We start from the raw sequence: 18035 nt of genomic DNA, 5'->3' as shown, positions 1-18035 counted from the left end.
TAAATCTATGAAGCACATTCGTAACTTTTCGATTATCGCCCACATCGACCATGGTAAGTCGACCCTATCTGACCGTCTAATCCAAGTTTGTGGTGGATTAAGCGATCGTGAAATGGCCGCACAGGTTCTTGATTCTATGGATCTTGAACGTGAGCGTGGTATCACCATTAAATCTCAGAGTGTGACGCTAAACTACACCGCTAAAGACGGTGAAACGTACCAGCTGAACTTCATCGATACTCCGGGACACGTTGACTTTGCGTACGAAGTATCACGTTCTCTAGCCGCTTGTGAAGGTGCGCTACTGGTGGTTGACGCAGGTCAGGGTGTAGAAGCTCAAACGCTAGCTAACTGTTACACCGCGATCGAAATGGATCTTGAGGTTGTGCCAATCCTAAACAAGATTGACCTACCAGCAGCCGATCCTGAGCGTGTAGCGGAAGAAATTGAAGAAATCGTTGGTATCGATGCAATGGAAGCAACCCGCTGTTCTGCGAAGACAGGTCTAGGTGTTGAAGACGTTCTAGAAAACATCGTATCAGCAATTCCAGCACCAGAAGGTGATCCTGAAGCGCCACTTCAAGCACTGATCATCGACTCATGGTTCGATAACTACCTTGGCGTTGTCTCTTTGGTTCGTATTAAAAACGGCTCACTGAAGAAAAACGACAAGATTAAAGTAATGAGCACAGGTCAAACTTGGGGCGTAGACCGCCTAGGTATCTTTACGCCTAAGCAAGTGGACACTGATGTTCTAAATACGGGCGAAGTAGGCTGGGTTGTTTGTGGTATCAAAGATATCTTAGGTGCTCCAGTAGGCGATACGCTGACACTGGCGAAGAACGGCAGCGAGAAGCCACTACCTGGCTTTAAGAAAGTAAAACCTCAGGTATACGCAGGTCTGTTCCCTGTATCCTCTGACGATTACGAAAACTTCCGTGACGCACTAGGCAAACTAAGCCTAAACGATGCATCGCTATTCTATGAGCCAGAGAACTCAGCAGCACTTGGCTTTGGTTTCCGTTGTGGTTTCCTTGGTATGCTGCACATGGAAATCATCCAAGAGCGTCTAGAGCGTGAATACGATCTTGACCTAATTACAACGGCACCAACCGTAGTTTACGAAGTAGAGCAAACTAACGGTGAGACAATGTACGTTGATAGCCCGGCAAAACTGCCAGCGGTTAACGACATTGAAGAGATCCGTGAGCCTATCGCGCGCTGTAACATCCTAGTACCTTCTGACTACCTAGGTAACGTAATCACACTTTGTGTTGAGAAGCGTGGTGTGCAAGTGGATATGGTTTACCACGGTAACCAAGTTGCGATTACTTACGACATCCCAATGGCGGAAGTAGTACTGGACTTCTTCGACCGTCTGAAATCGACATCACGTGGTTACGCGTCTCTGGATTACAACTTCCAACGTTTTGAAACATCGAACATGGTACGTGTAGACGTTCTACTGAACGGTGATAAAGTGGATGCGCTAGCACTGATTACGCACAAAGATCAGTCTCAGACTCGTGGTCGTCAGCTTGTTGAGAAGATGAAAGAATTCATCCCTCGCCAGATGTTCGACATTGCGATCCAAGCGGCTATCGGTAACCACATCATTGCGCGTTCTACAGTGAAGCAGCTACGTAAGAACGTAATCGCGAAATGTTACGGTGGTGACGTGAGCCGTAAGAAGAAACTTCTGAAGAAACAGAAAGAAGGTAAGAAACGTATGAAGCAGATCGGTAACGTAGAGCTGCCTCAAGAAGCGTTCCTAGCCATTCTTCACGTTGGTAAAGACTAGAGTTGAACTATCTCGTACTCTTGTCTGTCATAAGACGTTAGATAGTAAAATAAGTGAAAGGGTTTCGGCTCTTTCACTTTCGTATTTTTAGATAAGGGAATTTAATGGCGAATACATTCTCACTGATTCTAGTTATCGTGACTTTGGTAACTGGCGTAGTTTGGCTACTGGAAAAGTTGGTGTTTGCGAAAAAACGTCAAGCGAAAGTAGCAGAGATTCAAGCGCAAACGGCAAACGGTCTGGATGCAGTGACACTGCAAAAAGTAGAAAGCCAACCTTGGTGGGTAGAGAATAGTGTCTCTATTTTCCCAGTAATTGCATTTGTTCTGGTATTACGTTCTTTTATCTATGAACCGTTCCAAATCCCGTCAGGCTCAATGATGCCAACTCTACTTGTCGGTGATTTTATCTTGGTGGAGAAATACGCGTACGGATTGAAAGATCCAGTGTGGCGTCATCAGCTAGTAGAAACAGGCAAACCTGAGCGTGGTGATATCGTTGTATTTAAGTACCCACCACAGCCAAACATTGACTACATTAAACGCGTTGTTGGCTTACCTGGTGATACGGTTCGTTATTCTTCAGACAAGCAAATTTGTATTCAATCGAAAGGTGAGTCAGCTTGTAAGCCAGTTAAACTGAGCAATGTTGAAGAGAGTCAATTTATCCAAAATGGCATTCCTCTGATTCAGATGAATGAAAAGTTGGGTGACGTTGAACATCAAATCTTGGTTAACCCTATCGTCCGCAACCGAGTGGAGAACTACTACCCTCGTAGCGGCACAAGTGAATGGGTTGTACCTCAAGGTCAGTACTTTGTTATGGGTGATAACCGTGATAATAGTGCGGACAGTCGTTTCTGGGGCTTTGTTCCAGAGGCTAATTTAGTCGGTAAAGCTGTCGCGATTTGGATCAGCTTCGAGTTTGAACGTGGCGCAGATAGCGTTCTACCTTCTTGGATTCCAACTGGTGTGCGTTTCAACCGCATCGGTGGTATTCACTAACCATTTAAATATCGAGAGAGTATGAATTCTCCAATTGAGAAACTAGAGAGAAAGCTCGGCTACCAATTTAAGGATGCTGGGCTTATCAACTTGGCGCTGACTCACCGCAGCGCCAATAGCAAGCACAATGAACGTCTTGAGTTTCTGGGCGATTCAATTTTAAGTTTTGTCATCGCTGATGATCTGTACCATCGTTTCCCGAAAGTGAACGAAGGTGACATGAGTCGCATGCGCGCGACTTTGGTTCGTGGGCACACATTGGCGGAGCTAGGTCGTGAATTCGATCTAGGAGATTATTTAAAATTAGGTCCAGGTGAATTGAAGAGTGGCGGTTTCCGCCGAGACTCTATTCTAGCCGATGCGGTAGAAGCCATTATTGGTGCAATTTACCTTGATAGTGATATTGAAGTTGTACGCAGTATTGTACTGAGCTGGTACAACTCACGTCTTGAGGCAATCAAGCCTGGCGTATCACAAAAAGATCCGAAAACTCGCCTACAAGAGTTTCTGCAAGGTAGAAGAAAACCACTACCTGTCTACACAGTGACTAATATTAAAGGTGAAGCGCACAACCAAGAATTCACGGTTGAGTGTGACGTAGCAGGTGTGGATAAGCCTGTAATCGGTAAAGGCACCAGCCGCCGCAAGGCAGAACAAGCGGCTGCAGAAACGGCACTTGAGCAATTAACGAATGGCTGATAACGAATTCGATATCGATGCGTTCTTCGCATCAAACGGTGAATCAACTTCACCAGAAAACCAACATTGTGGCTTTATTGCTATTGTTGGTCGTCCAAACGTAGGTAAATCGACACTTCTGAACAAAATCTTAGGGCAGAAAATTTCGATTACATCTCGTAAACCGCAAACAACTCGTCACCGCATCATGGGTGTCGACACTGATGGTGATTACCAGGCGATTTACGTGGATACACCAGGACTTCACATTGAAGAGAAGCGTGCGATTAACCGTTTGATGAACCGAGCGGCTAACTCATCTCTGAGTGATGTGAATCTAGTCTTCTTCTTGGTTGATGGTACACATTGGACCAAAGATGACGAGATGGTGCTAACTAAGCTTCAGAAGTCTAACTTCCCAGTTGTACTTTGTGTAAACAAAGTAGACAACGTGCAAGATCGCAACGAAGTGATGATGCACATGGCGGACATGTCTAAGAAGATGGACTTTGTTGACGTTGTGCCAATCTCTGCAAAGCAAGGCAAGAACATCGACGTACTACGTAAGCACGTTCGTGACCACTTACCTGAAGCTACACACCACTTCCCGGAAGAGTACGTTACTGACCGCTCTCAGCGTTTCATGGCATCAGAAATTGTCCGTGAAAAGCTAATGCGTTTTACTGGTGAAGAACTCCCTTACTCGGTAACCGTTGAAATCGAACGTTTCGATTACAACCCTGAAACCGATGGCTTCCACATTAACGCCCTGATTCTTGTTGAACGTAACGGTCAGAAGAAAATGGTGATTGGTAAAGGCGGCGAGAAGATCAAAACTATTGGTCGTGAAGCGCGTCTAGATATGGAAGAACTATTCGGTCGTAAGGTTTACCTAGAGACTTGGGTAAAAGTGAAATCTGGTTGGGCAGACGATGAACGTGCACTACGCTCACTGGGTTACATCGACGATCTATAAGTTTGGTTGCTTGTAAGTTTGGTAACGAAGACACTTCGTTCCAACATCGACTAAAATATAATATCGATTAGAATAAGGAGCCGCTTGGCTCCTTATTTTTTATTACCGACTTAGGCATACAGATTGAAATGAGCAACCAGTCTTCAGAAGGCTTTCAACGCTGCTTTGTATTGCACCGACGCCCTTATAGTGAATCGAGCTTAATTCTTGATGTATTCAGCGAGGAATATGGCCGTATCACATTGATGGCGAAAGGCGCACGCAGCAAACGCTCCAATCTTAAAGGGGCATTACAGCCCTTTACTCCGCTATTGTTGAAATGGTCTGGCAAAGGTTCGATGAAAACCTTACGTCAGGCAGAGCCGATCAGCCTTGGTTTACCGTTGTTTGGGATAAACCTTTACTCTGCGATGTACGTAAATGAATTGGTTGGACGCGTGCTGATGGCAGAAGTGCCGATGCCTGCCTTGTTTCATGACTATTTACATGCCTTAACTGAGCTGGCTCAGAGTGATAACCCTGAGCCTGGACTTCGTCGTTTTGAATTGGCCCTTTTGTCTTCGATGGGGTATGGCGTTGACTTCTTGCATTGTGCCGGGACAGGCGAGCCAGTCGATCCTGAGATGACTTACCGTTATCGCGAACAAAAAGGATTCATCGCTTCGGTAAGGCGCGACAACCTAACATTTCTAGGGAATGAATTGATTGCAATCAGTGAGCGGCGATTCGTCACTAAAGAGCAATTAAAAGCGGCGAAACGCTTTACACGTATGGCCTTAAAGCCGTATCTTGGCGGCAAACCTTTAAAAAGTCGTGAATTATTCATTCAGACATACAGAGCACGGAGTAATGGAAAATGAGCTCAATCTATTTAGGCGTTAATATCGACCATATTGCCACTCTACGTAATGCGCGTGGTACTAAATACCCAGATCCGGTACACGCAGCAGAAATCGCAGAGCGTGCTGGCGCAGACGGTATTACGATTCACCTACGTGAAGACCGTCGCCATATCTTGGATCGTGACGTTCGTATTCTGCGTGAAACCATTCAAACTCGTATGAACCTTGAAATGGCTGTTACTGACGAGATGGTTGAGATTGCATTGCAAACTAAGCCTGAGTTCGTTTGCCTAGTACCAGAAAAGCGTGAAGAGCTGACGACAGAAGGTGGTCTAGACGTTGTTGGTCAGCTTGAAAAAGTGAAAGCGGCAACGCAAAAACTGACAGAAGCGGGTATCAAAGTCTCACTGTTCATTGATGCTGACCGCCAACAAATTGATGCAGCAAAAGCATGTGGTGCACCTTACATTGAGCTTCACACTGGCCACTACGCAGACGCGACGACAGAGGAAGACCAGCAAGATGAGCTGAAGAAGATCGCAGCAGGCGCAAGCTATGCTGACGACCTAGGTATCATCGTAAACGCGGGTCATGGTTTGACTTACCACAACGTTGCTCCTATCGCTGCTCTACCAGAAATCTATGAGCTAAACATTGGTCACTCGATCATTGGTCGTGCGGTGTTCGATGGTCTAGAAAAATCTGTGGCTGAAATGAAAGCCATCATGGTTGAAGCTCGTAAATAGTCAGATTGAAGTATGGCTATTCTAGGCTTAGGTACCGACATCGCAGAGATTGAGCGCATTGAAAAAGCGCTTGGTAGGACAGGTGAGCCGTTTGCACAACGTATTCTGTCGCAAGGCGAAATGACAAAGTTTGCCGAGCTGAAACAAAAGGGACGCTACCTTGCTAAGCGTTTTGCAGTAAAAGAAGCGGCCTCAAAAGCGTTAGGTACAGGCATCGCAAAAGGCGTAACATTCCATGACTTTACGGTTTCTAATGATGAGTTTGGAAAGCCAGTGTTAACCCTATCTGGCGTAGCAAAGCAAATGGCAGAGTCGATGGGCGTGAAGCATGTCCATCTGTCGATATCTGATGAGCGTCATTACGCGGTTGCGACCGTGATTCTAGAATCCTAACTCACCTGACGGCTGTTAATTAAAAAGCGAATATGAAAAAGCCAGAGTCGATGCTCTGGCTTTTTTATTGATGCGATTTCGAATTAGGTGCGCTTATGTCTACTGCTCGATATAAAGCTTTGCTGTTGTAGTGACTTTAATCATCTCATCTTGCAGTTCGAACATTTCCGGCTCGATGTCTTCGATACTCGCACCCGAGCGCAGGGCTTGTTCTAAGGTTGCACACAGTGACTTCAACCTCGGTACGCCACAGTAAGAACTGCTACCATGAAGTTTATGCACCACATGGATAAGATCATCACGCGAAAAGTCTTCTTGCTCTAAGGCTTGATCAACCACTTCTTCCACCTCTGGAATAAAATCAATCAGCATCCGTAGCATATCTTTAGCGAGGTCTTCTTTATTCGCACTTTGCTTTAATGCCGCTTGCCAGTCGATGATGACATCTTGTTGTGGCTTTTCTGGCGCTGATGGCTCAGTTTCCACAACTGGTTCGACATAAGAAGGCGCGATCTTGTCGACACTCTCAGTGCAGGTATTTGGGTTCCAGTGGACCAAAACCTGTTGCAGCACATGCTCTTCAATTGGTTTGGTCAGGTAATCATCCATACCCGCAGCCAGTAGTCGGTCACGCTCGCCCGCCATGGCGTGCGCAGTGACTGCAATCACTGGGGTGTCTTTGTTCAGTTCAAGCTCTTTAATGTGCTGACAAGCGGTCACACCGTCCATCAATGGCATTTGAATGTCCATGAAGATCAGATCATATTTCTTCTCAGTTGCGAGATTCACCGCTTGCTGACCATTGCTGCACGCCGTTACCGTTTCTACACGCTCTTTCAGTAGCGCAGAGATCAGCTTCAAGTTAGCTGGGTTGTCGTCGACCGCAAGTACAGTCAGTGGTAGACGTTCATTCTCGACGGGTTCAATTGGTGCAATCACCGCTTGAGGCGTTTCGACATGGTCAGTGATCAGGCTTTGCAGAAGCTTACGACGTGATAATGGCTTGGTCAGACATTGGATCTGATGATCGTTCATCACTTGATCTGCCAGTGCCAATTCCGTACTTGGCGTACCCATGATCACACTCGGAGCCATGCGTTTTGCTTGCTCAATCCATGTCGCAACGGATTGTTCGTCATAGGTTTGGTTGGCAGCCAAGTTCAACAAGACGTAATCGTAGTTTTCGTCGTTCTCTGGCAATGAAGAGCGGTAGGTCACCAGAATGCCTTCTTGGCTTAGGATCTGCTGAGTCACTGATGCCGCTTGCATGTTTGGCTCAACCAACAGCAATTGCTTACCTGTCAGCAGTTCGACTTCAATTAGATCGCTCATTGGCATTTCTGTTGAGCTCAGACGCAGCGTAAACCAGAAAGTTGAACCTTGGTGTAGGCGACTGGTTAAGCTGATTTCACCGCCCATTTGGCTCACCAGTTTCTGAGTGATAACCAGACCAAGACCAGTACCGCCGTAGCGACGTGAAATGCTCGCATCTGCTTGGCTAAACGCTTGGAACAACTGCGCTTGCTGGCGCTCGGAGATACCAATACCAGTATCGCGCACCATGAACTGCAGCTCGACCGAATCACCGGATTGTGAGCGCATCTCCACACTGATGTCGATGTTACCGCGCTCAGTAAACTTGATGGAGTTCCCGACCAAGTTAGTGAGGATTTGTTGGATACGAAGTGGGTCACCTACCAAGCCTTGTGGGATCTTCGGATCCACTTTCAAGGTGATTTCCAGTCCTTTCTCGTGCGCGCTGGTGGCTTGTAGATTGATTACTTCTTCTAAGCTCTCACGGAACTCAAACGGAATGTTTTCCAGCGCTAGCTTACCGGCTTCCAGTTTCGAGAAGTCGAGGATGTCGTTAATGATGTTAAGTAGGTTGTTCGCCGACTTCTCAATCGTCTGCAAGTAATCCGTTTGGCTGTTTGATAGCTGTGTCTTCAGCATCTGGCGGGTAAAGCCAATCACACCATTGAGTGGAGTACGAAGCTCGTGAGACATGTTCGCTAAGAATTCGGATTTCACGCGTGCCGCTTCTTGCGCACGTTTCTTCGCGATATCCAACTCCACGTTCTGGATCTCTAACTGCTCAAGAGTTTCACGCAAGTCTGATGTCGCTTGGTCTATACTGTGCTGCATCTCAACGTGATATTCCGACAGCGAGACCGCCATGGCGTTGATACCGTTTTTAAGTTGGTCTAACTCACCGTGCATTTTTCCTTCGATACGAACATCAAGGTGACCACGGCGAATGCGATCCACAACGTTTTTCATGTGGGTGATCGGCTGGGTTACATCATGCATGAGGCGAGAGGCAAACACACTCGCGAGACCAAGGCCGAGAATCAATACCAAGAACGCAGAGAACACCTCTTGGTATTGCTGCAAGCGAAGGGACGAAAGATCCATTTCCACCGCGATGTAGCCAATGGCTTTAGTGCCTTGGTTCTCATTGGAGAATTCTGATAGGTAATGACCTTCAGATAGAATAGGAACACGTAAGATGAGAGAGTTCTCAAACAGTTCCGAGTCGCCTAACTGAGGGATCGGCTTGTCTTTTGGAAACATCAGAGCTTCAAAATTGGGGTGGAAGTTAGAAGTAACAAAAAGCTCATGATTTTCATCGAACACCGCGATACTGCGAACGAGTTTAGAATTTTTGCGGTGAGCGTAACTGATAAGGCGACGAACTGCTTCGCGACTTTCGGAAAGTAGGTGAGTTTCACTGGCAATGGCAAGCGGTTCGATAATGCTATTACCTGTGGTGATAACTTGTTTCTCGAGGTCTTGGTAGCGATTAAATGAGAAAAAACCGCTCAGTAATAAACCAATAATGAGAGTGGGAGCGAGAGTTAGTGTAATTACACGTGCTCGTAAGCCATATCTGGTCATGTTATCTAATTACATCGGAGTCTGGATATGGGAAAATAACGCATTATTTCTCAAGCGCACGATAAAGCCTTGAGCAAAGAAGTGACGTCACCGGATAAACGGTAAGCATAATCAAGTCACTCGAATCACACAATGGCTGCAATCTAGAATAGTGAAGCAGTAGAGCAATTAGACACAAATCAGGCACAGAGCATGGCACGTATCTTTCAACCTAAAAAGAAAACGCAACTGAATACCCGTCACCAAGCGGTGCAAGTAGAGCGTTTGGATCACCACGGCGCGGGCATTGCTTACCTTAAGAAGAAACCATTGTTTATTGATGGTGCGCTACCGGGTGAGGAAGTGGTAACCCAATTGGTGGAAGAAAAGAGCAAGTTCGCTCGTGGTAAGTTGATTAAAATCCTTAAACCGAGTGACGATCGTGTAGAGCCATTTTGTCCGCACTACCATGAATGTGGTGGTTGTGACCTTCAGCATTTGAACTATGACCAACAATTGACGCATAAGCAGCATACGCTTCGTCAGTTGATGAGAAAATTAGCCGGCAGTGATATCGAGTTAGATGCGCCTGTATTGGGTGACTCTCTTGGCTACCGTCGCCGTGCTCGTGTGAGTCTATTTGTAGATAAAAAGACTCGTCAGCTGCACTTTGGTTTCCGCAAGAAGCAAAGCAAGCAAATCGCGCAAGTAACGGACTGTCCGGTTCTAGCGCCTGAGTTGAATGTGCTGTTGCCAGAAATCTACTCGACGCTAAAAGCGTTTAAGAAGCCAGAACAACTTGGCCATGTAGAACTGGTGCTAGGTGACAATGGTCCATGCATTACATTGCGTCACTTAAGTAAATTAACAGATGAAGAAACCAACTCATTGGTGGAATTGGCGAAGCGTCATCATGCATCGCTTTACCTGATGCCTGAAACGGACCAGCTGGATTTAATTGAAGGTGAGGTACCTTTTTACCAAGAAGCCGGTGTCACTGTGCCATTTACGCCCAATAACTTTATCCAAGTGAACCAAGCGGTAAACCAGAAAATGGTCGCTCAGGCAGTGGAGTGGTTAGACCCGCAAAGTGACGAGCGAGTGTTAGATTTGTTCTGTGGCCTAGGTAACTTCAGTTTACCAATCGCAAAACGTGCAAAACACGTGGTTGGTGTAGAAGGCGTGGCAGAAATGGTGGAAAAGGCAGCAAGTAATGCATCCTTGAACCAAATCAATAACGCACAATTTTATCACGCTAACCTTGAGCAAGATTTTGAAGGCCAAGTTTGGGCTGCCGAACAATTCGACAAAGTGCTGCTCGATCCAGCACGTGCGGGCGCGAGTGGGATCATCGATCAAGTTTCAGCGCTTGGCGCACAGCGTGTAGTTTATGTTTCTTGTAATCCTGCTACCCTTGCAAGGGATAGCCAGAGCTTGCTTGAGCAAGGATATCAACTAACCAAATTAGGTATGCTGGATATGTTCCCTCATACCAGTCATCTAGAATCGATGGCATTGTTTGAAAAGTCTTAGTTTTTAAGACTTTGGCTACTTACTTGTGGTGGGTGGTCAATAAGCCAGCCTTTAAAGCTTGGCACTAGAACTAACCTGGATAGTGTTAGTCAAACCACACAAATATAATAATTAGGATGATGAAATGGTTGCGGTAAGAAGCGCGCATTTAAACCAAGATGAACAGTTTGAACTCGAAAACTGGGTGGCTAGCCTAGGGCAAGAGAAGAACACAGCAAAACGCTTAATTGAAGTGTATCGTGATTGCCAATCCATTTTGGCGAATCACGAGCAGGCTGAGCTTTTGTTGTGGCGTGGTCGAGAAATGATAGAAATCTTGATCACTTTATCGATGGATAAAGCGACACTCGTCGCTGCGCAACTGTTTCCTTTGGTCTCAAGTGGTGCTTTTGATAGAGAAGCGCTAGAGGAAAAATACAGCAAAGAGATCATTAAGCTGATTGATGGCGTAGAAGAAATGGCAGCCATCGGACAGCTAAATGTCACAATGGAAGGCGGAGCAGCGTCCTCTCAAGTGGATAACGTTCGCCGCATGTTGCTAGCGATGGTGGATGACTTCCGCTGTGTGATCATCAAATTGGCAGAACGCATCTGCAACCTGATTGAAGTTAAAAAAGCGCCAGACGAAATTTGTCGTGCTGCGGCAAAAGAGTGTGCAAACATCTATGCGCCTCTGGCAAACCGCCTTGGTATTGGTCAGTTGAAGTGGGAAATCGAAGATTACGCCTTCCGCTACCAACAACCAGAAACCTACAAGCAAATCGCGAAGCAATTGGCTGAGCGTCGTATTGTCCGTGAACAATACATCAAAGACTTTGTCGACGACCTTACTCAAGAAATGACCGTATGCGGCATCAACGCAGAAGTCAGTGGTCGTCCAAAGCACATCTACAGTATCTGGCGCAAAATGCAGAAGAAGAGTCTGGCGTTTGATGAATTGTTTGACGTACGTGCGGTACGTATCATCGCTGACAAACTTCAAGACTGTTATGCCGCTCTGGGTGTGGTTCACACCAAATACAAACACTTACCAAGTGAATTCGACGATTACGTTGCGAACCCGAAACCAAACGGCTACCAGTCTATTCACACCGTGATTCTTGGCCCTGAAGGCAAGACGATCGAGATCCAGATTCGTACTAAAGAGATGCACGAAGACTCCGAGCTAGGTGTCGCAGCACACTGGAAGTACAAAGAGGGTGCAAGCAGCCGCAGTGGTTATGATGAGAAGATCACATGGTTGCGTAAGCTACTTGATTGGCAAGAAGAGATGTCTGACTCTGGTGAAATGTTGGACGAGCTGCGTAGTCAGGTGTTTGATGATCGCGTGTATGCCTTTACCCCACGTGGTGACGTTGTCGACCTACCAATGGGCGCAACACCGCTCGATTTCGCTTACCACATTCACTCCGAAGTGGGGCACCGTTGTATCGGCGCTAAAGTAGCGGGTCGTATCGTACCGTTCACCCACAAGCTGCAGATGGGCGACCAAGTCGAAATCATCACTCAAAAAGAGCCAAACCCATCACGTGACTGGTTAAACCCATCTCTGGGCTTTGTAACATCCGGTCGAGCGCGTGCGAAGATTAACGCATGGTTCCGCAAGCAAAGTCGTGAGAAGAACTTAGAAGCAGGTCGTGAAATATTAGAGCATGAGCTGACTAAAATTGGCGCGACACTGAAAGACGCTGACAGTTACGCTCTGAAGCGTTTTAACGTAAATAGTGCCGATGAGTTATACGTTGGTATCGGTAGTGGTGATTTGCGTATTAACCAGATCATCAACCACATCAACGCGTTGGTGAATAAGCCAACCGCAGAAGAGGAAGACCAGCAAGCGCTAGAAAAACTGCAAGAAGCAGAAAGCAGAGCTCCAGCGCAAAGTCGTCCGAAGAAAGATGCGGTAGTGGTAGAAGGTGTCGATAACCTAATGACGCACCTAGCGCGCTGTTGTCAGCCAATACCAGGCGATGAGATCTCAGGCTACATCACCCAAGGCCGCGGTATCTCGGTTCACCGCAGTGACTGTGAGCAGCTAGAAGAGCTTCGTCATCACGCGCCAGAACGTATCATCGATACGGTTTGGGGTAGTGGCTTTGTCGGTTCTTACATCTTAACCGTTCGCGTCGAAGCAATGGAACGAGGTGGCCTACTCAAAGACATCACCACCTTGTTTGCGAACGAGAAAATCAAAGTCACCAGTATGAAGAGCCGCGTCGATTACCGTACGCAAATGTCGATCATGGACTTTGACCTTGAAGTGACCAACCTTGAAGTGTTCTCGCGCGTTTCGAAACGTGTTGAGCAGATCAAGGATGTGATGTCGGTTAAACGCTTAGGCTAATTTTTACGTCGTATTTGGCTTTCTAGCGGCGTTAGCTGCACTTATATCCGGAATGCCGGCCCAGCCCCATCTCATAGACAAGCTATGCTCATGGGTCTCATAAGTTTGCTGCCTTGCCAGAAGAACCAACTACTTAGTAAAAACAGTTAGAAAACAAATTAAAGGTGAGTGGTTTTGGCTGCTCACCTTTTTCTTTAGATAGAAAGGTTTACAGGAACAGAAAATGAGTCATCCAATTGAACAGTTAGAACAAATCATGGCGAAGCTGCGTGATCCAAAAAGCGGTTGCCCTTGGGACTTAAAGCAGACCTTCGACACTATTGTTCCGCACACCATTGAAGAAACCTATGAAGTGGTGGATGCGATTCAAAACCGCGATTGGCCGAACTTGCAAGAAGAGTTGGGCGACTTATTGTTCCAAGTGATTTTCTACAGCCAAATGGCGAAAGAGCAGGGACTGTTTGATTTTTCTGACGTGGTCGAAACGGTTAACGAAAAGCTGACTCGTCGTCATCCGCATGTTTTTTCTGACGTAGAGTTCGAGTCGGATGATGAAATTAACGCAAACTGGGAGGCGGAAAAAGCTAAAGAGAAAGCACAAGTAGGCAAAGCTGAAGAAAGTATTCTAGACTCAATACCAAACTCTCTACCTGCGCTTTCCCGTGCCACAAAGATCCAGAAAAAGTGCGCCAAATATGGTTTTGATTGGGACTCGCTTGGTCCGGTTGTTGGAAAAGTGCAGGAAGAAATTGAAGAGGTGATGGAAGAAGCGCTTCAAATTAATCCGGATGAGGAAAAGGTTGAGCTTGAATTAGGCGATCTTTTATTTGCAACTGTGAACCTGTCGCGTCACTTAGGGAAAGACCCAGAAGTGGCACTGGCAAAGGCTAACTTAAAGTTCTCGAAACGCTTTAAAGGCGTGGAAACTAAAGTTGCAGCGCGTGGTAAGCAGCTCACAGACTTTACGCTAGATGAGCTTGATTCTATGTGGGATGAAGTGAAGCTAGATGAACAAAGATGAAAATACATGAATACGCGACTTTGATTTGAAGCAAAAAATAAAAAATTGCAGTGTGATAGATTTCACGTTGTGGCGTTAAGGAGCTTCTGGTATATTTACGTCCCGTCCAGAAGCACTCCATTTCCCTCATTCAACCAATTTCAGGTTAAACATGACGACAAATTACATTTTTGTTACTGGCGGGGTTGTATCCTCTCTAGGTAAAGGTATTGCAGCAGCATCTCTTGCAGCTATTCTAGAAGCTCGTGGTCTTAAAGTGACTATGATGAAGCTTGACCCTTACATCAACGTTGATCCAGGCACAATGAGCCCAACTCAACACGGTGAAGTGTTCGTTACGGAAGATGGCGCAGAGACTGACCTTGACCTTGGTCACTACGAGCGTTTCATTCGTACCAAGATGACCAAGCGCAACAACTTCACTGCTGGTCGTGTTTACGCTGACGTTCTACGTAAAGAGCGTCGTGGCGATTACCTAGGTGCAACTATTCAGGTTATCCCTCACATCACTAACGCTATTAAAGACCGCGTAATCGCAGGTTCTGAAGGCCATGATGTTGCTATCGTTGAAGTCGGTGGCACAGTAGGTGATATCGAATCACTGCCATTTATGGAAGCGATTCGTCAGCTTGCAGTAGAACTAGGCCGTGAACGTGCTATGTTCATGCACCTAACTCTAGTTCCTTACCTAGCAGCTGCGGGCGAAGTGAAAACTAAGCCAACTCAGCACTCTGTTAAAGAGCTGCTATCTATCGGTATCCAACCAGATATTCTTGTTTGCCGCTCTGATCGTATGATCCCAGCGAACGAGCGTAAGAAGATTGCGCTATTCTGTAACGTTCCTGAGAAAGCGGTAATCTCAATGAAGGACGTAGATTCAATCTACAAGATCCCTCAACTTGTTAAGTCTCAAGGTCTAGATGACCTAGTTTGTGCTCGCTTTGGTATCAACGCACCAGAAGCTGATCTGTCTGAATGGGAACAGGTTATCTACGAAGAAGCGAACCCAACTGGTGAAGTAACTATCGGTATGGTCGGTAAATACATCGAACTACCAGACGCTTACAAGTCAGTAAACGAAGCACTTAAACACGCAGGCTTGAAAAACCGTCTAAACGTCACAATTAAATACGTAGACTCTCAGGATGTTGAGACGAAAGGCGTAGAAGTACTTGAAGGTCTAGATGCAATCCTAGTACCTGGCGGCTTCGGTGACCGTGGTATCGAAGGTAAGATTCGCGCAGCACAATACGCTCGTGAAAACAAAGTACCTTACCTAGGTATCTGTCTAGGCATGCAAGTAGCACTGATCGAATACGCGCGCAACGTAGCGGGTATGGAAGGTGCACATTCAACAGAATTTAACAAAGACACTAAGTACCCTGTGGTAGGTTTGATCACTGAATGGGTAGACGGCGAAGGTAAAGTTGAAGAACGTACTGAAACGTCTGACCTAGGTGGTACGATGCGTCTTGGTTCACAGCTATGTCACCTAGAGAAAGGGACTAAAGCTCGTGAACTATACGGTAGCGCGACTGTTCATGAACGTCACCGTCACCGTTACGAAGTAAACAACGTTCTTCGTCCGCAAATCGAAAAAGCAGGTCTGAAAGTATCTGGCCTATCAGCGGACAAGAAACTAGTGGAAATGATTGAGAACCCAGCTCACCCATGGTTTGTAGCGGCTCAATTCCACCCAGAATTCACCTCGACGCCTCGCGATGGTCACCCACTATTCGCAGGTTTCGTGAAAGCTGCAGGTCAAAACGCTCGCGGCGAATTCGAGAAGTAAAAGGATACGGGCAGCGGCGAAGGTTGTGCTGCTGCCCTTTAAAATTGACATTTATATTTGAAACGAGAGGAAACATTAATGTCTAAGATCGTTAAAGTTCTAGGTCGTGAAATCATCGACTCACGTGGTAACCCAACTGTAGAAGCTGAAGTACACCTAGAAGGCGGTTTCGTAGGTATGGCAGCAGCTCCATCTGGCGCATCTACTGGTTCTCGCGAAGCTCTTGAGCTACGTGACGGTGACAAAGCACGTTTCCTAGGTAAAGGTGTTCTTAAAGCTGTTGAAGCTGTAAACGGCGCAATCGCTGAAGCTCTAGTTGGCAAAGACGCTAAAGACCAAGCTGCAATCGACGCAGTAATGATCGAACTAGACGGCACTGAAAACAAATCTAAGTTCGGTGCGAACGCTATCCTAGCTGTTTCTCTAGCAAACGCTAAAGCTGCAGCAGCAGCTAAAGGCATGCCTCTATACGAGCACATCGCTGAGCTAAACGGTACAGCTGGTCAGTTCTCTATGCCTCTACCAATGATGAACATCATCAACGGTGGTGAGCACGCAGACAACAACGTTGACATCCAAGAGTTCATGATCCAACCAGTTGGTGCTAAGACTCTTAAAGAAGGTCTACGTATCGGTGCTGAAGTATTCCACAACCTAGCTAAAGTTCTTAAGTCTAAAGGCTACAGCACTGCAGTTGGTGACGAAGGTGGTTTCGCTCCTAACCTTAAGTCTAACGCTGAAGCTCTAGAAGTTATCGCAGAAGCTGTTGCAGCTGCTGGTTACGAACTAGGTAAAGACGTTACTCTAGCTATGGACTGTGCTGCATCTGAGTTCTTCGACAAAGAAGCTGGCATCTACAACATGAAAGGCGAAGGTAAAACTTTCACTTCTGAAGAGTTTAACCACTACCTAGCTGAGCTAGCTAACCAATTCCCAATCGTTTCTATCGAAGACGGTCTAGACGAGTCTGATTGGGCTGGCTTCAAGCACCAAACTGAACTACTAGGTGACAAGCTTCAACTAGTAGGTGACGACCTATTCGTTACTAACACTAAGATCCTTGCTGAAGGTATCGAGAAAGGCGTAGCTAACTCTATCCTTATCAAGTTCAACCAAATCGGTTCTCTAACTGAGACTCTAGCTGCAATCAAGATGGCTAAAGACGCAGGTTACACAGCAGTAATCTCTCACCGTTCTGGCGAAACTGAAGATGCAACTATCGCTGACCTAGCGGTAGGCACAGCTGCAGGTCAAATCAAGACTGGTTCTATGAGCCGTTCTGACCGTGTTGCTAAGTACAACCAACTTATCCGTATCGAGGAAGCTCTAGGTGAGCGCGCTCCTTTCAACGGTCTTAAAGAAGTTAAAGGTCAAGCTTAATTCTTAACTGAATTAACAGCTTAACTTAAAGCTTTTGAAAACACCCTGCCTCGGCGGGGTGTTTTTGTATCTGACATATGGGAACGCTTTGCTTCGAGAGGCGGGAACGGGCTTCGCCCTTTGGGAACGCTTCGCTTCCCTTGGATATATGAGAACAGACTTTGCCTTTTGATGTTTTTCGCTCATGTTCATTTGTCATTCCCTAGAACGACGAAGGAGAGAGTAGGGAATCTCTTTGTTTCATTTTGCTGCTTTTTTCCTGTAAGGAGCGTGTGAGTCTCTTTTTCTGCCCTAGAGCCAATCACGCATTTATGCTATATATGTCACCTTATCTAATCCCTTCCGGTACAGAATGTTAGCAACGATATGCGAATCTTTGTCATAGCCCTTACGTTACTGTTTGGCTGGCTTCAATATACCCTTTGGTTTGGCAAAAATGGGGTGTCTGACTACTACACAGTAGAAGATGAAATTGAAGTGCAGCAGCAAGTAAACAGCAAGCTGCAAGCTCGTAATAACGAGATGTTCGCTGAGATTGATGACTTACGACAAGGTCTTGATGCAATCGAAGAACGTGCACGTCATGAACTTGGTTTGGTTAAAGATGGCGAAACCTTCTACCGAATTGTCGATGAGGAAGAGCATTAA

The 18035-nt window shown here is 46.3% G+C and carries 14 protein-coding genes; 13 read left to right on the top strand and 1 reads right to left on the bottom strand.

Translation table 11 applies throughout. From position 1 onward, the window contains the following. The first annotated feature begins 7 nt into the window (after positions 1-7). The 7 genes from lepA (at position 8) to acpS (ending at position 6440) form a co-directional block, all read left to right on the top strand. Entirely contained in the window at positions 8-1801 is a 1794-nt protein-coding gene (lepA, locus tag B853_RS12595; protein ID WP_010450282.1) for a translation elongation factor 4, read from the top strand. A gap of 104 nt (positions 1802-1905) precedes the next feature. Next, the gene (lepB, locus tag B853_RS12590) at positions 1906-2805 is read left to right on the top strand and encodes a signal peptidase I (RefSeq protein WP_010450279.1); all 900 of its coding nucleotides are present in this window, start codon (positions 1906-1908) and stop codon (positions 2803-2805) included. Between the two features lie 21 nt (positions 2806-2826). Next, positions 2827-3504 carry a ribonuclease III gene (gene rnc / locus B853_RS12585; RefSeq protein ID WP_038885707.1) on the top strand — a complete coding sequence of 226 codons (678 nt, stop codon included), beginning with the start codon at positions 2827-2829 and terminating at the stop codon, positions 3502-3504. Beyond that, positions 3497-4459 (top strand): GTPase Era, encoded by a 963-nt coding sequence (gene era, locus B853_RS12580; RefSeq protein WP_010450276.1) that lies wholly within the window; start codon positions 3497-3499, stop codon positions 4457-4459. The genes rnc and era overlap by 8 nt, the downstream gene beginning before the upstream one ends. A gap of 128 nt (positions 4460-4587) precedes the next feature. Continuing rightward, the gene (gene recO, locus B853_RS12575) at positions 4588-5319 is read left to right on the top strand and encodes a DNA repair protein RecO (protein WP_005426504.1); all 732 of its coding nucleotides are present in this window, start codon (positions 4588-4590) and stop codon (positions 5317-5319) included. Beyond that, positions 5316-6047, top strand: coding sequence for a pyridoxine 5'-phosphate synthase (pdxJ, locus tag B853_RS12570; protein ID WP_010450273.1), 732 nt, complete (start codon positions 5316-5318; stop codon positions 6045-6047). The genes recO and pdxJ overlap by 4 nt, the downstream gene beginning before the upstream one ends. 12 nt (positions 6048-6059) lie before the next feature. After that, positions 6060-6440: a holo-ACP synthase gene (gene acpS / locus B853_RS12565; RefSeq protein WP_038885709.1), complete on the top strand. Its 381-nt coding sequence runs from the start codon at positions 6060-6062 to the stop codon at positions 6438-6440. Positions 6441-6539: 99 nt separating this feature from the next. Here acpS and barA read toward each other — a convergent pair whose 3' ends face one another. After that, a complete protein-coding gene (gene barA / locus B853_RS12560; protein WP_038885710.1) occupies positions 6540-9338 on the bottom strand; it encodes a two-component sensor histidine kinase BarA in 2799 nt (932 codons plus the stop codon). 192 nt (positions 9339-9530) lie between these two features. On the opposite strand from barA, the gene rlmD reads away from it, so the two are divergent. The 6 genes from rlmD (at position 9531) to ftsB (ending at position 18035) form a co-directional block, all read left to right on the top strand. Continuing rightward, positions 9531-10850: a 23S rRNA (uracil(1939)-C(5))-methyltransferase RlmD gene (rlmD, locus tag B853_RS12550; RefSeq protein ID WP_038885711.1), complete on the top strand. Its 1320-nt coding sequence runs from the start codon at positions 9531-9533 to the stop codon at positions 10848-10850. A 124-nt stretch (positions 10851-10974) separates the two neighbouring features. Then, the gene (gene relA / locus B853_RS12545; RefSeq protein ID WP_038885713.1) at positions 10975-13194 is read left to right on the top strand and encodes a GTP diphosphokinase; all 2220 of its coding nucleotides are present in this window, start codon (positions 10975-10977) and stop codon (positions 13192-13194) included. A gap of 223 nt (positions 13195-13417) precedes the next feature. Then, positions 13418-14215 carry a nucleoside triphosphate pyrophosphohydrolase gene (gene mazG / locus B853_RS12540; protein ID WP_038885715.1) on the top strand — a complete coding sequence of 266 codons (798 nt, stop codon included), beginning with the start codon at positions 13418-13420 and terminating at the stop codon, positions 14213-14215. Positions 14216-14366: 151 nt separating this feature from the next. Next, entirely contained in the window at positions 14367-16007 is a 1641-nt protein-coding gene (gene pyrG, locus B853_RS12535) for a CTP synthase (RefSeq protein ID WP_005449808.1), read from the top strand. Positions 16008-16085: 78 nt separating this feature from the next. After that, on the top strand, positions 16086-17387 hold the full coding sequence (gene eno, locus B853_RS12530) for a phosphopyruvate hydratase (protein WP_005425372.1): 1302 nt from the start codon (positions 16086-16088) through the stop codon (positions 17385-17387). A gap of 366 nt (positions 17388-17753) precedes the next feature. Continuing rightward, positions 17754-18035 carry a cell division protein FtsB gene (ftsB, locus tag B853_RS12525; protein WP_005452106.1) on the top strand — a complete coding sequence of 94 codons (282 nt, stop codon included), beginning with the start codon at positions 17754-17756 and terminating at the stop codon, positions 18033-18035.

The organism is Vibrio rotiferianus CAIM 577 = LMG 21460, assembly GCF_002741985.1.
Classification (GTDB): domain Bacteria; phylum Pseudomonadota; class Gammaproteobacteria; order Enterobacterales; family Vibrionaceae; genus Vibrio; species Vibrio rotiferianus.
This window is presented reverse-complemented; position numbering and strand designations above follow the sequence as displayed.